General features: G+C 58.9%; 12 protein-coding genes. 6 read left to right on the forward strand and 6 right to left on the reverse strand.

Annotated features, from left to right (window positions below; genetic code table 11):
- Positions 1-191: 191 nt before the first annotated feature.
- Positions 192-1,868 (forward strand): phosphoglucomutase (alpha-D-glucose-1,6-bisphosphate-dependent), encoded by a 1,677-nt coding sequence (pgm, locus tag BLIJ_RS11295; protein WP_012578445.1) that lies wholly within the window; start codon positions 192-194, stop codon positions 1,866-1,868.
- A gap of 715 nt (positions 1,869-2,583) precedes the next feature.
- Here the strand turns inward: pgm and BLIJ_RS11305 are convergent.
- Positions 2,584-3,681: a putative endonuclease domain-containing protein gene (locus tag BLIJ_RS11305; protein WP_012578446.1), complete on the reverse strand. Its 1,098-nt coding sequence runs from the start codon at positions 3,679-3,681 to the stop codon at positions 2,584-2,586.
- A gap of 230 nt (positions 3,682-3,911) precedes the next feature.
- On the opposite strand from BLIJ_RS11305, the gene BLIJ_RS11310 reads away from it, so the two are divergent.
- Positions 3,912-4,337, forward strand: a complete 426-nt coding sequence (locus BLIJ_RS11310) for an RrF2 family transcriptional regulator (protein WP_012578447.1) — start codon at positions 3,912-3,914, stop codon at positions 4,335-4,337.
- A 119-nt stretch (positions 4,338-4,456) separates the two neighbouring features.
- A complete protein-coding gene (locus BLIJ_RS11315) occupies positions 4,457-6,100 on the forward strand; it encodes an FAD-dependent oxidoreductase (protein WP_012578448.1) in 1,644 nt (547 codons plus the stop codon).
- A 172-nt stretch (positions 6,101-6,272) separates the two neighbouring features.
- Here BLIJ_RS11315 and BLIJ_RS14720 read toward each other — a convergent pair whose 3' ends face one another.
- Positions 6,273-6,446: a hypothetical protein gene (locus BLIJ_RS14720; RefSeq protein WP_012578449.1), complete on the reverse strand. Its 174-nt coding sequence runs from the start codon at positions 6,444-6,446 to the stop codon at positions 6,273-6,275.
- A 353-nt stretch (positions 6,447-6,799) separates the two neighbouring features.
- Here BLIJ_RS14720 and BLIJ_RS11320 point away from each other — a divergent pair, with 353 nt between their 5' ends.
- Both BLIJ_RS11320 and rpiA read left to right on the forward strand, forming a co-directional pair.
- Positions 6,800-7,636, forward strand: coding sequence for a ribonuclease H family protein (locus BLIJ_RS11320; RefSeq protein ID WP_014485153.1), 837 nt, complete (start codon positions 6,800-6,802; stop codon positions 7,634-7,636).
- A 130-nt stretch (positions 7,637-7,766) separates the two neighbouring features.
- Positions 7,767-8,465, forward strand: a complete 699-nt coding sequence (gene rpiA / locus BLIJ_RS11325; RefSeq protein ID WP_012578451.1) for a ribose-5-phosphate isomerase RpiA — start codon at positions 7,767-7,769, stop codon at positions 8,463-8,465.
- Between the two features lie 152 nt (positions 8,466-8,617).
- Here rpiA and BLIJ_RS13905 read toward each other — a convergent pair whose 3' ends face one another.
- Together BLIJ_RS13905 and BLIJ_RS11330 are read right to left on the reverse strand one after the other, a co-directional pair.
- Complete coding sequence (locus BLIJ_RS13905; protein WP_004268639.1) at positions 8,618-8,707, reverse strand: 30S ribosomal protein bS22; 90 nt, start codon at positions 8,705-8,707, stop codon at positions 8,618-8,620.
- Between the two features lie 191 nt (positions 8,708-8,898).
- Complete coding sequence (locus tag BLIJ_RS11330; protein WP_012578452.1) at positions 8,899-9,531, reverse strand: hypothetical protein; 633 nt, start codon at positions 9,529-9,531, stop codon at positions 8,899-8,901.
- Positions 9,532-9,658: 127 nt separating this feature from the next.
- Here BLIJ_RS11330 and BLIJ_RS11335 point away from each other — a divergent pair, with 127 nt between their 5' ends.
- The gene (locus tag BLIJ_RS11335) at positions 9,659-11,197 is read left to right on the forward strand and encodes a DNA repair protein RadA (RefSeq protein ID WP_012578453.1); all 1,539 of its coding nucleotides are present in this window, start codon (positions 9,659-9,661) and stop codon (positions 11,195-11,197) included.
- A 14-nt stretch (positions 11,198-11,211) separates the two neighbouring features.
- Here BLIJ_RS11335 and ribF read toward each other — a convergent pair whose 3' ends face one another.
- Complete coding sequence (gene ribF / locus BLIJ_RS11340) at positions 11,212-12,336, reverse strand: bifunctional riboflavin kinase/FMN adenylyltransferase (RefSeq protein ID WP_012578454.1); 1,125 nt, start codon at positions 12,334-12,336, stop codon at positions 11,212-11,214.
- A gap of 97 nt (positions 12,337-12,433) precedes the next feature.
- Positions 12,434-13,597 carry a tRNA pseudouridine synthase B gene (locus BLIJ_RS11345; protein WP_012578455.1) on the reverse strand — a complete coding sequence of 388 codons (1,164 nt, stop codon included), beginning with the start codon at positions 13,595-13,597 and terminating at the stop codon, positions 12,434-12,436.
- Position 13,598 lies beyond the last annotated feature (1 nt).

Below are 13,598 nucleotides of genomic sequence, written 5' to 3' on the forward strand. Positions count from 1 at the left end.
AGGCTTTAATCGGCGATGAACATCCGGCGTGTCTTTCTTGGACGATGCATCCGCAATGAGACGGCACGCAAGCCCACGCTTAGGCTCTTTGCGCCAGATGCGCGCCACCGTCATACACTTATTCGCACAAAAGTTGACAACTTTTAACATAATCTTGCCCCAGACGGCAAAAAACGTGGCAGAATGAAAGTATGGTAGCAAACAATGCGGGTCAGCCCGCCACCCCAGCAGATCTGATTAATGTCGATGAGGTTATCGGCAAATACTATGACCTCGTCCCCGATCCGGAAGTCCCCGAGCAGCGTGTCATCTTCGGCACCTCCGGCCACCGCGGATCGTCCCTGAAGACCTCGTTCAACGAGGCCCACATCATCGCCATCTCCCAGGCCATCGCCGAATACCGCAAGAAGGCCGGCGTCACCGGCCCGCTGTACCTCGGCTCCGACACCCACGCGCTGTCCGGCCCGGCCAAGAAGACCGCCATCGAGGTGCTCGTCGCCAACGGCGTGCACGTGCGCGTCGACTCCCGTGACGACTTCGTGCCCACCCCGGTGGTCTCCCAGGCCATCCTGACCCACAACCGTGCGGCCGACGGCACCCCGCGCTTCGAGGGCGAGGGCCTCGCCGACGGCATCGTCGTCACACCGTCCCACAACCCGCCCACCGACGGCGGCTTCAAGTACGACCCCGTCACCGGCGGCCCGGCTCCGGCCGAGACCACCAACGCCATCGCCGCTCGCGCCAACGAGCTGCTCGGCGACTTCAAGTCCATCAAGCGAGTGCCCTACGAGGAGGCCATCAAGTCCGAGTACGTCGAGGGCTTCGACTTCCGCGAGCACTACGTGGACGACCTGGAGAACGTCATCGACTTCGACGTGATCCGCAACTCCGGCGTGCGTCTGGGCATCGATCCGCTCGGCGGCGCTTCCGTGAACTACTGGCCGCTCATCAACGAGAAGTACGGCCTGAACATCGGCGTGGTGCGTCCTGAGGTCGACCCGACCTGGCGCTTCATGACCATCGACCACGACGGCAAGATCCGCATGGACCCGTCTTCCCCGTACGCCATGAAGGGCCTGGTCGACGAGCTCAACGCCGGCGCTTGGGACAAGTACGATCTGGTCGGCGGCACCGACCCGGACGCCGACCGTCACGGCATCGTCTGCCCGAACTGGGGCGTGATGAACCCGAACCACTACATCGCCGTGTGTGTGGAATACCTGTTCGGCGGCAACCGTCCGGGCTGGCCCGAGGGTGCGGCCGTGGGCAAGACGCTGGTCTCCTCCTCCCTGATCGACCGCGTGGCCGCATCGATCGACGCGAAGGTCATCGAAGTGCCGGTGGGCTTCAAGTGGTTCGTGGATCCGCTGTTCAGCGGCGAAGTCGCCTTCGGCGGCGAGGAGAGCTCCGGCATGAGCTTCCTGCGCAAGGACGGCCGCGTGTGGACCACCGATAAGGATGGTCTGATCCCCGACCTGCTGGCCGCTGAGATCACCGCCAAGACCGGCAAGAACCCGGCCCAGCTTCACCAGGAGCAGGTCGAGCGCTTCGGCGAGTCCTGGTACAAGCGCGTCGACACCCCGACCACGCTGGAGCAGAAGGCCAAGTTCGCGGCACTGTCCGGCGACGACGTGACCGCCTCCACCCTGGCTGGCGAAGACATCACCGCCAAGCTGACCGAGGCACCGGGCAACCACGCCAAGATCGGCGGTCTGAAGGTCACCACCAAGGACAACTGGTTCGCCGCCCGTCCCTCCGGTACCGAGAACATCTACAAGGTGTACGCCGAGTCCTTCGTCTCCCCCGAGGCTCTGGACAAGGTGCTCGACGAGGCCACCGTCGTGGTCGACAAGGCCCTGAGCGAGTGAAATCGCTGCGTTAGTCGCGTTCACAGCAACCAATAAGGCTCTGCATTGGATTCATACAATCCACTGCAGAGCCTTATTTTTTCGACCACTGAAACACGCAGGTCAACGGTTCTCCTCATGCACCATGACTGCATTTTCTCAACATCACTGCAGGGCAGGACGGCCATATGGCCGCGAAACGTTCGACTGCCTACATTATGACCGAGTTTCCCATCATCATTGTGGGGTCACAGCGGCCAGATGACCACCGAAGCGTTCGGTCGGCTTGCATCATGGTCGAGTTTTAACATCGTTGTGGGACGCCACGACGAATTTGCCCATTCCAGAGTTGCCATCCCACAAAAGCGTGGGACAACAGCTAAGTCAATCGTTTTACATTTCCCCCATCCCACACACTCAAACTGGAAACCCCGGAAAGACGCCATTCCTGCCACACCCGTCACAGCCATTACCCGAGGGGCCGTGGGACGCCATGCAAAAATCGGCAAAACACGCGTAGCGTCCCACACCCATTGGCGCAAATCCACGCTCAATGCACCGACAACACCCCCAATCGACCACTATGACACATTTCCCTCCACAATCGAACACTAGTCATTCACGAAATCCATCACTACGAGGCATCGCAATCGAACGGCATGCAATATCAAGCACACACCACAACAACAGGTCGTACAAATATTGCCTTTACATCAGTCCGTTTCGAACATCATGGTCACAGCAGGCTCTGCGCCAACTCTTCAAGAGACATGGCAACTACATGAAACTCGAATACGGCACCGCGCGAAGCAAGCGCCCTCGCCACGTTGAAAGCGAATTCAGCACGAGCATCCTCGTTAGCGATACTTGCCGCCGTGGCGACGAAGACCAGCCATCTCCGCCCGACCAGCACACCCCTTTTCTCTTGGTCACGGCGCCATTGAGTCTTACTCGTACGATGATGATCGCCATCATATTCAACAGCGACCTTGAACTCTGGCCACGCTAAGTCCAACGTTATGGGAGCTCCAGATGCAAAAGCCGCGTCCGGCACCACATAGTTCGCAACCGGCTGTGGAATCCCATGCGCTACCAGAGAGAGTCGTTCTTCTGATTCTTTGGGCGAATCAGCACCAGGTGATATCAGAGGCAATGCTCGAACGCAGGACGGACGCCCTCTGAATCGGGTAAATTGCTCCACGAACTTCACCAGATCCTGATAGATTGCAGCAGCATCACGATCCTTAGCCAATACTGGCTGTTTGCTCGTAGCAGTGATGACGGCATCCCCGAGCACAATCAGAGACTCAAAAGAAACATACGGGGCAAGTTGAGCCCATACGTGAAACAGGTCCAGCGCAAACACGTGTTGGTTCATTTCCACATTGGCGGCTTTAGCCGCATGTTTCCAAATATGCGTTTGCAGTGGTGCATGGCGTGTACGAAACCGCTTGCTCTTAACGCTGGATACAGTGTGCAGCTTGGCCGAGTCGAGGTCGCAATCGGCGGGAATCGGTACGGATTGCAGAGCGAGGGAAGTGGTCATGCCGAAAAGCAGCTTCTTGCCCGCCCGTTTCGCTTCCTCAGTGCAGCGTGCGACCATGTCGCGTTTGCGCTGAGCAAGGCTTTCGCTCATGGTCAGTGCCGCCGCAGAATCATGTGCACCACTGTTTGGCGATGACGAGTCGCGAGAAGTCGGGTATTTCGAGTCAGCAGAAAATGACCCCGCAAATTCGGGCGGAACAAAAACTGCCTCCGATTCTTCCGGAGGCGGATCGTACATAGAGTCTGGCAGAGCTCCATAGTTGGTGATGCCGTCGGTCATGCTGTTCATGACACCACCATATGGGTAGTGGGTGCGGAAACGGAAGCCGATCCGAGGTATGTGGTCCTAGCTTCACTTACGCACATCTATTGTGGATAACCATGTAGACACCTCACTTATACACATAGTTATCCACCTCTTCAACCCTGATTTGACACACTAACTGCATCTGATATGATTATTGTATCATTACTGTACACATTATAGTTACAGTATCGACTCGACAAGGAGGTCGTTTCATGAACGGCGACCATTCACTGGCAGTGCACGCATTGGTCTACCTTGACCATCGCGCCACACACCTGCCCAGTCATATCCTGGCCGAAAACATATGCACCAATGCGGCGCGCGTGCGCAAAGTAATGCGACCGCTCGCCTCAGCCGGACTCATCGCCACTAAAGAGGGTGCTGAAGGCGGGTACGCTCTGGCCCGGCCCGCCGCCGAAATCACTTTGCGCGCGGTAGCGGAAGCCACCGGCACCACTTTTGTGGAAGCGAACTGGACACCGGGCGACGTACAAGAGGATTGCTTGGTGTCATCTTCAATGGGCGCAGTGATGGATGACATCTATGCCGGGCTCAACCGCACTTGCCTCGAACAACTCGAACACACCACCATCCACGACATCACCGAACAGATATTCAGCGAGCACAAAGGCGAATAATCCCGCGGCCAGCATCAGTCGACAACGCTTCGGCAGTCAAAGAAGAAAATCGGCACAGCACGGCGCACAACACATCAGCACAACACACTCTTACCACTCGAATACGTAAGGAAGTAACCATGTCCACCAGCACACCCAATGCCATCAGCACGCCCGACACCATCAGCACGCCCAGCACCTCTCCCACTATCACCACCGACGCCCTGATCATTGGATTCGGCAAGGGCGGCAAAACCTTGGCCGCCAAGCTCAGCGCAGCCGGCCGCAAGGTCGTCGTCGCCGAGGCAAGCGCCAACATGTACGGCGGCACCTGCATCAATATCGGATGCTTGCCGTCCAAGTCACTGATTTTGTCCGCCGAACAGGCGCGGCGGGATGGCGCGAACAGTACTCCCGAAACCCGCGAAGCAGCGTTCGAGGCTGCTATCAAGGAGAAGCGCCGCGTCACTTCGATGCTGCGCGACAAGAACTATCACAAGCTCGCCGACCAAGACAACATCACCGTAATCACCGGCCACGCTCACTTCACCGGCCCTCATAGCGTGGAAATCGCCACCGCTGAGGGCCCGGTCGCCGTGACCGCCAGCAAGATCTTCATCAATACCGGCGCCACGCCGCGCATTCCGGATATTCCCGGTATCCGCACTACGCCCGGCGTCTACACCAGCACTGGACTGATGGATCTCGACGATATGCCGCAGCGACTGGCGATTATCGGTTCAGGATTCATTGGACTTGAGTTTGCCTCGATGTTTGCCGATTTCGGCACGGCGGTTACCGTGCTGCAGCACAATGCCGAGTTCCTGCCGCGCGAGGATGCGGATGTGGCGGCCGCGATTCGCGCACAGCTGGAAGCGCAGGGCGTCAAGTTCCTGTTCAACGCGGATACCAAGGCCATCACGCCTGCTGCTGACGGCGGCGTCAGGTTGTCCGTTGCGGTGAAGGGTATGACTCGCGGTGCATCGCAAGCTTGCGATTCCACCCCCGCCGGCACCGGGAACGCTCATACCGATATCACCGGTGCCACCGGCACCACCGACACTGCAACAACCACCAGCCCCACTAGCAACCCGACCGATCACGCCACGATGTCACACGTTCAAACGAAACCATCAGACGATGGCGAGCCGCGGTTCGCCGAACCGGCTGAAGCCCGATTCTGCCTGACCACCGACGCGGTACTGGTGGCCACCGGACGTACGCCGAACGTCGAGGGACTGCATCTTGAGGCGGCTGGCGTGGAGCTCACCGAACGCGGCGCCGTGAAAGTCGACGAGCTTCTGCGCACCACAGCAGCCGACATTTGGGCTCTGGGCGATGTGAACGGCGGCCCGCAGCACACGTACATTTCACTGGACGACTATCGCGTGGTGTGGTCGCAGCTCAATGGTTCCGCCCGTCCGTACACGGTGAAGGACCGCAAGCATGTGCCGTCGAGCACATTCCTCGCCACGCCTTACTCTCGCGTGGGATTGAATGAGCGCGAGGCGAAGGCGGCCGGATTGGATTATGTGGTCAAGCGATTGCCGGTGGCCGCTGTGCCGAAGGCCCAGGTAATGCGGCGACCGGATGGTCTGATGAAGGCGATTGTGGAACGCAATACTGGCCGCATTCTGGGTGCGATGCTGCTTTCCGTCGAGTCGCACGAGGTGATCAATATCGTCAAGTTGGCGATGGATCTTGACGCGCCGGCCAGCACGTTGCGCGATATAGTGTTCACGCATCCGACGATTGCCGAGGCACTGAACGACTTGTTCGCGTAGTTTGTCCGCAGAGCACGCCCGCGTAGTGCGACCCGCGTAGTGCGACCCGCGTAGTGCGACCCGCAACAGACTCCCCTAATGCGCGCGAAGGTCCTCATCGATGTAAACCGATGAGGACCTTCGCGCTGTTGTCATGATACGTACGTGACAGCAATTACATCCGAACCAGCCGTTACTTCAAGCCGAGCTTACGGTCCAGAATGTCGGAGGCCTCCAATCCCAAGCGGCGTCGGATGAACCAGCCAAGACCGAGTGGCAGGCCCGAAGCCAAGGCCACGCCGTCTGAACCGAGTGCCACGGTTTTGGCGTTGTCTGCGATAAGCATGGTGCCCTTGGATGCGGCCATGGAGGTCGAACCATCGCTGTCCGCCTCTGGTTTGAGGATTTCGACGTTGCCGTCACTGGTTTTGCACAGTCCCTTATTCTCATTTCAGATACCGGATGCACCATTGTCGCCGACCTCACCCGCAGAGAGGACATGTCTTGTTTCTCTTGTGGGCGCTCACTATTCACGCGCGATGGCATGTTTTTCAAGCAAAGTCAATAGGTGTGATGTTATTCACACTCTTCACTACGTTGTTTTGCCTCGCACTGGGCAACCCCACTTCAGCAAGAGATTGCACAGCTTGCGTTAGGGTGGAGAACATGACTATCACAGTATCCACAGACGGTTCCGCATTAGGGAATCCAAACGGGCCAATGGGCTGGGCCTGGGCCGATCATGAGCCGAACACCGGCGGCAAGCCCGGCCATAAGCACGACGACCACGGCTACGACGCCGGCGGCGCGACCAACGGCACCAACCAGATTGGCGAACTGTGCGCAGTGTTGGAAGCTTTGCGAGCGCATCCGGGCCCCGAGCCATTGCTCATCGAGTCGGATTCACAGTACGCCATCAATTGCTCGACCAAGTGGGTCAAAGGCTGGAAGAAGAACGGCTGGAGAAATTCGCAGAAAAAGCCTGTGAAGAACAAAGAGCTTATTCAGGCGATCGACCGTGAAATCTCGCAACGCCCTGGCCCGGTGGATTTCCGATGGGTCAAAGGTCACGCTGGCAACGAGGGCAATGAGTTGGTCGATGAATTGGCACGCACCTATGCGGGCGATTGCCGTTCAGGTGCGCGCGATGGCTATCTGCCGATTGAAGGCTGGCAGTCGCTGCTGGGCTCCGAATACGCACATGGCACCGATGTGCCTCCAGACGTGCAGTTGGTATTGGACGGCAAGGCAGATGCGGCAAGTTTGCGCAAACCGGCTGCGGCGACGGATCCGACGGATGTCACAAGGCCAGAGACCAAGTCTTCGTCACCCTTAGCGGCACAATCAGCGCAACCTGTACAATCAGCGCACCCCGTACACCCCGCAAAACCCAGTGGGCTGACGGTATCCGGTACGCTGACCTTCTCCCCCGCGCCGAAAACGAGCCCGTATTTCAACGGGCAGCCGATGCCGATCAAAGGCAGCATCGAAATCGAAGGCTATGTGGACGGCGACGGCAACCTGACCATCACCAACGCACCATTCATACGACACTAACACCCAAACACACGAATATGTACCGCAATCGGACACGATGGCACAAAATCGCTCATTCGCGTTAGGATAGGAGATAAGGCTTCACGCCGTTGATCCGTGCGGCGGAGGCAAGGATGGCAAAGGAGAAACCATGGATAAGGCACAGCAGGATGCGCTGAAGAAGGCGGCCGGCATCGAAGCCGCCAAGCTCGTTGAAAACGGCATGATCGCAGGCCTCGGCACTGGTTCGACCGTGAAGTTCCTGGTGGACGAGCTCGGCCGCCGTCATCAGGAGGAAGGTCTTGAGTTCACTGGCGTGACCACTTCCCGCCGCACGCAGGCCCAGGCCGAGAGCTACGGCATCAAGATCGTGGACATCGACGACGTGGACCACATCGACGTGACCATTGACGGTGCCGACGAAGTCGACAAGAACTTCAACGGCATCAAGGGCGGCGGCGCTGCTCTGCTGTGGGAGAAGATCGTGGCCACCAACTCCAACCAGATCGTGTGGATTGTGGACGAGTCCAAGGTTGTGGACACCATCGGCAAGTTCCCGCTGCCGGTCGAGGTCATTCCGTTCGGCGCTGGCCACGTCATCAAGAAGTTCGAGGCCTGCGGCTACAAGCCGGTGCTTCGTCTTGACGCCGACGGCAAGGAAGTGCGCACCGACGAGAACAACTTCGTGGTGGACCTGCACCTGGAGCGCATCGATCACCCGCAGGAGCTGGCCGAAGACCTGATCAACACGGTCGGCGTGGTGGAGCACGGCCTGTTCCTCAACATGGTCGACAAGGTCATCGTCGGCGACCCGAACGGCCCGCGCGTGATGACCAACGCCAACAAGTGATTGTCTCACATCACTAAGCTTTTCCAAGCCCGCATCTGCACATCGCAGGCGCGGGCTTTACTGTTGCCCGAACAAGGCAAAGAGCCAAGCAAAAGAGAAACCCCGCGACCATAACGATCACGGGGTTTCTAATGCCTTGATTGCAGGTAAGACTACTTACGCTGGTGGCGGGTCTTACGCAGCAGTTTGCGGTGCTTCTTCTTGCTCATCCGCTTGCGGCGCTTCTTGATGACAGAACCCATCTGAAGCCTCCATTTCGATTAATCGTAAAAGTTGCAACTCGCACCATAATACACGTGTTGCCAGACAGAGGGAACCAGTATGTTGCCGATAGTCCGCATATGCCCTGAACGCAGTTGAGGCATCCACATCAGCAATGCGGGTGCCCCAACGTTCATAAGTCTGTGCAGCAGCTGACAGCCGATATTAGATACTACATCGGGAACTTCTGATAGAAGCGATCGACCGCTTCCTTGGTACCGGTAGCTTGGAAGACCACGGTATCGTTCTGCCAGATGGCAACGGCGTTCTTGCTGTTGGAGGCATCGGCCTTCACCACGTACGCGCCCGTGACGTTGCCGGAAACCTTGACGTTGCCGGATGCCGACTCATCGCCGGTCTGCGCAGCGACCAACGCATCGTACTGGGTCTTGGCATTGTCCGCCGACGACCACTGCGCGGCGACCAGCGTGACATCCTTGGCGGCATCACCAGTGGAGTAGGTCAGAGTGTACCCCTCGAGCGGCGACGCGGAATTCCACGTCGTGGAGGCAACCGCCTTGGTACGCGCGTAATTCAGTACGCTGTCCGGCATGGCCTTCAACAGCTCACTGGCATCATCCGGCAAAGCTGTGGCGTCGATAGTCGGCTTGGTCGGCTCGGATGATTCGGTTTTCTGCTGGCTGTTTTGGGTGGTAGTGGAGGTGCCATCATTCTTCTGGATGGCCCAACCCGGCCACACAAAGGCCGAAAGCACTGCCAGGATAATCACAACAGCTGCGGCAACCACCACTGCAATCAACTTGCCATGGGATTGTGTGGTCGAGGAGTTCTCACTATTAGTCATGCCCCGATTCTCTCACAGCCGCGTGACGCTAGGCGGCCGTAATCTTAGTCGTTGTGCGCAAGCCGCGTGAAACTCTTACGAACGGTAAAAATTTACCGTCCGCTGGTGTTCGGGTTAGGGTGAGACCATGGCGAAATCAAGTGTGCAGTATGTATGTTCCGAATGCGGTTGGAACGGGCCGAAGTGGTACGGCCGTTGCCCCGAGTGTGGTCAGTGGGGCACGGTCGAGGAATTTCACGAGGCTCGGCCGGCGGCAGGCTCTCGTACGGCCGCTCCCGGCCGAACATCACGCACGCAGTCGGTTACGGTTGCCAACAACGCCAGATCTGCAGCCCGTCCGATTACCGAAGTGGGCACGGAAAGCGTCGAGCGGCTCGGTACCGGGTTTTTCGAATTCGACCGTGTGCTCGGCGGTGGCGTGGTGCCGGGTTCAGTGACGCTGATAGCGGGCGAACCGGGTATCGGCAAGTCGACATTGCTGTTGCAGACGGCCGGCAATATCGCGCGCGTTGTGGCGGTGGACAGTACGTTCCGAGGGGCAGGTCAGCGGTCTGCCCAACAGTCGAGCCGGGCGCAGGGCGGCACATCAAACACGGTGTCGACACAGGACAACACAGCATCAACGCACGCCAACACCGTGCTGTACATTTCCGGCGAGGAATCACAGGCGCAGGTTCGTTTGCGCGCTTCCCGCATCAACGCGGTGGAGCCGAACTTGTTACTGGCCTCCACCACCGACCTGTCCACAGTATTGGGGCTGATCGAACAGAACAAGCCGGCCTTGGCCATTGTGGATTCGGCGCAAACCATCGTCTCGCAGGAGGTCGATGGCATTTCCGGCGGTTCGACTCAGGTGCGCGAAGTGGCAAGCGCGCTGATAGATACCGCTAAGACACTTGACATTCCAGTATTTCTGGTTGGTCATGTGACCAAGGACGGTTCGATTGCAGGCCCGCGCACATTGGAGCATCTGGTCGATGTGGTCTGTCAATTCGAAGGCGACAGCGAGACTGCGCTGAGAATGCTGCGAGCGGTGAAGAATCGTTTTGGTCCGACCGATGAAGTCGGCTGTTTCGACATGAGCGGTGAGGGCATCGAAGAGGTCACCGATCCCGCCGGATTATTCCTGTCTGGAGACGGCCCTGATGCGGCCAACGTGGCACCCGTGGAAGGCACCTGTGTGACGTTCACATTGGATGGGCATCGCAGTCTGCCTATCGAAGTACAGGCTCTGGTCACCACGTCGGTGCTGCCCACACCTCGACGTGCGGTCAATGGCGTGGACCCCAGCCGTATCGCCATGCTGGTCGCGGTGCTCTACCGCCACAGCAAGCTCAACCTGCTGTCCAACGACCTGTATATCTCCACTATTGCCGGAGGCCAGGCCAAGGAGCCCGGTTCCGACTTGGCGATAGTGGCGGCACTGGCGAGCGCCGCCACGTCAAAACCCATTGCTCGAGCCACGTGTGCCATCGGGGAAATTTCCCTGACCGGTCAGGTGCGCCCGGTACCGCGTATGGAATATCGCCTTCGCGAGGCCGCGCGCCTTGGCTTTACGACGGCGGTCATTCCTCCTCTGCGCAAGCCAGTGCATGTCGAGGGACTTCGGCTGGTGGAGTCCAACACATTGTCCGACGCATTAGACGCCTTGGGAGTGCGTAAATAACCCTGAGATATGCCTCAGGCGGTAAGACGCTTGGTCTCTTCGACGTTGCGCTTGAGTTCGTCAACGAGTTGGTCGGGGCCATCAAACTTGACCTGCGGGCGCAGGAAACCGATGAATTCAACGCGAACCTTATGGCCGTACAGATCAATCCACTCATCGGTGATGCAGTAGGCCTCCACTACGCGTTCGTTGAGTCCTGTTTTCTCGCTGAAGGTGGGTTTGGTGCCAATGGAGATGGCGGCGGGCCAACGGTTTTCACCATCTACCAGCCAACCGGCATAGACGCCGTCGACCGGAATGTAGCCTGCAATGTCGGAGCCAAGATTGGCGGTGGGGAATCCGATGGTGCGGCCGCGCTCCTCACCGTGCACCACTTCGCCTTCGATGGCGTGCGGAGCACCCAGAATGGCGTTGGCATCCTGGATTCGGCCATGAGCCAGCAGGTAACGCACATTGGTGGAGCTCCATGCGCGCATTGCCTTGGCCTGGTTCTTCTTGCTCCATGCACGGCGCTCGGCCTTGGTGGCATTGGCCAGCGGGTCGACGGGCTCTCCCCATCCGCTCGGGGCTTCCGGCTTGAAATCGCGCGGAATACGCACTTCGCCCGGGCCACGGTCATCGACCACGTCAAGTTCGAATACACCGGTGGCGACGGCAAGATTGGCGATACGCTTCACATCACCTTCTCGTCCCTTGCCCATGGCGGCATCCTGCCCGAGGACCAGCGTACGCATGCCCAGCTTGCCGGTGAGTCGGCCAAGGAAGAAAATGTATGACATGGCTGCGAAGGCCAGCGTGTAGTGCACGACCAGCACATGGTCCACGCCGAACTGTTCCATGCGGTGCAGTCGATCATCCACACTGGTCAACGCTTCGGCATCCACATTCTGCGCCGCAGGTTCCTCGCCATGGTGAGAGGCGGCCCAGCCGTGCACGAATGCGGGGCGCGGGTCAAACAGAATCACCACGGAAAAAGCACCATGCTGGTGCGCGAGTTCCACCACGCGCTTGATCACCGCCTGATGACCCAAGTGCATGCCATCAAATGCGCCCAATGTCACCACGGCCTTCTTGTCGTTACTGAACGAGGGCCATTCAATCGAGCCTTCGGCGTCAGGGGTCAGGTGCGTGATATCCATCAGTGTGCTGTTCCTTTTATCCGTGCGATGTTATTCGTGCAATATAGGCGTTGTTGTGCGCGGCCTGTATCAAGCTGCACTTTTCACCGCGTCTACTTTACGCGAGGGGGAATACGGTGACCGGCTTGGCCTGATGAGCGTTGGCACGCTCGATAATCGCCGCCACATCATGCGTTTGCGGCACAATGGCGGCAGTGGGCTCGCTGATTGTACGCTCGATACGGCGGCCGAAGCGTAATTCGCTGGCCTCCTCAGGAGTGATGTCAAGCGCCGGCATCGCACCTCGAGCGGCCTGTTCCATGGTGAGGGCATGGTCAAGCAGCCAGTTGCGGCGCTCGTCACCGGCAAGACCTTCAGGAGTGTCCAATACGCACTTGTTGCGCGTGACGGTTTGCCCTTCCCGATTAGTGAACGTCTTCTGATCGGTATGTGCGGTGACGGTATGGGTTCGCGTGTCAAGCATCGCCTCAGGAGCGATAAGTCCGCTGGCATCGTCCGGCAACGCGAATCGGCCGACTCGCGTACGGCGCAAACGGGTCAGGTATCCGCCGACGCCAAGTTCATTGCCGAGGTCGCGGGCGAGCGCGCGGATATAGGTGCCCGATGAACAGCTGACCCGCACGTCAACATCAAGTGCGGGAATCGCTCCCGTGTTCGCGTCTTCCCTCAATGGTTCAGCGGCCTGCTCCCCTGCTACGAATCCGCTGCGGATATTCAGCACGGTGAATTCGCTGATGGTCACCGGGCGGGGTTTGAGTTCCACCTCCTTGCCTTCGCGAGCCAAGTCGTAGGCACGCTGGCCGTTGATTTTGATGGCGGAGAATGTATTGGGAACTTGTTCTATATCGCCGGTGAAATTGGTGGCGATGGTGCGAGTGAGCAGATCTTGCCATGAGGCAGTTGGTAGCGCCGTTGGTTCGCCGCTCTGGCCGCCCTCGGTCAGCTGCGCTGACAGCGTTTGCCAGCGGGAGCGGGCTTCATCATCGACAAGCACCTCACCTTCGGCATCGTCGGTAGTGGTGCGCAGGCCGAGGCGTATGGTGGCCTCGTAGGTTTTGTCATGCGCCACGATGGCGTTGAGCAGTCGCGTGGCGTGGCCGAAGGCGATGACCAGCGTGCCAGTGGCCATGGGGTCAAGGGTGCCGGCGTGACCGACCTTCTTGATGTGCAACGCGCCGCGCACGGCGGCAACGGCGTCGAAACTGGTCACGCCTTGCGGCTTGTCGATGATGAGTAGGCCGCTGGGGGTTGTATGAAGCACA

It is taken from the genome of Bifidobacterium longum subsp. infantis ATCC 15697 = JCM 1222 = DSM 20088 (genome assembly GCF_000269965.1).
Classification (GTDB): domain Bacteria; phylum Actinomycetota; class Actinomycetes; order Actinomycetales; family Bifidobacteriaceae; genus Bifidobacterium; species Bifidobacterium infantis.

Excerpts from the sequence above, each read along its gene's own strand:
- rpiA (WP_012578451.1), top strand. The coding sequence starts at position 7,767 with ATGGATAAGGCACAGCAGGATGCGCTGAAGAAGGCGGCCGGCATCGAA.
- pgm (WP_012578445.1), top strand. The coding sequence starts at position 192 with ATGGTAGCAAACAATGCGGGTCAGCCCGCCACCCCAGCAGATCTGATT.
- BLIJ_RS11305 (WP_012578446.1), bottom strand. The coding sequence starts at position 3,681 with ATGAACAGCATGACCGACGGCATCACCAACTATGGAGCTCTGCCAGAC.
- BLIJ_RS13905 (WP_004268639.1), bottom strand. The coding sequence starts at position 8,707 with ATGGGTTCTGTCATCAAGAAGCGCCGCAAGCGGATGAGCAAGAAGAAG.
- BLIJ_RS14720 (WP_012578449.1), bottom strand. The coding sequence starts at position 6,446 with ATGGCCGCATCCAAGGGCACCATGCTTATCGCAGACAACGCCAAAACC.
- BLIJ_RS11335 (WP_012578453.1), top strand. The coding sequence starts at position 9,659 with ATGGCGAAATCAAGTGTGCAGTATGTATGTTCCGAATGCGGTTGGAAC.
- BLIJ_RS11320 (WP_014485153.1), top strand. The coding sequence starts at position 6,800 with ATGGGCTGGGCCTGGGCCGATCATGAGCCGAACACCGGCGGCAAGCCC.
- BLIJ_RS11310 (WP_012578447.1), top strand. The coding sequence starts at position 3,912 with ATGAACGGCGACCATTCACTGGCAGTGCACGCATTGGTCTACCTTGAC.
- BLIJ_RS11315 (WP_012578448.1), top strand. The coding sequence starts at position 4,457 with ATGTCCACCAGCACACCCAATGCCATCAGCACGCCCGACACCATCAGC.
- BLIJ_RS11330 (WP_012578452.1), bottom strand. The coding sequence starts at position 9,531 with ATGACTAATAGTGAGAACTCCTCGACCACACAATCCCATGGCAAGTTG.
- ribF (WP_012578454.1), bottom strand. The coding sequence starts at position 12,336 with ATGGATATCACGCACCTGACCCCTGACGCCGAAGGCTCGATTGAATGG.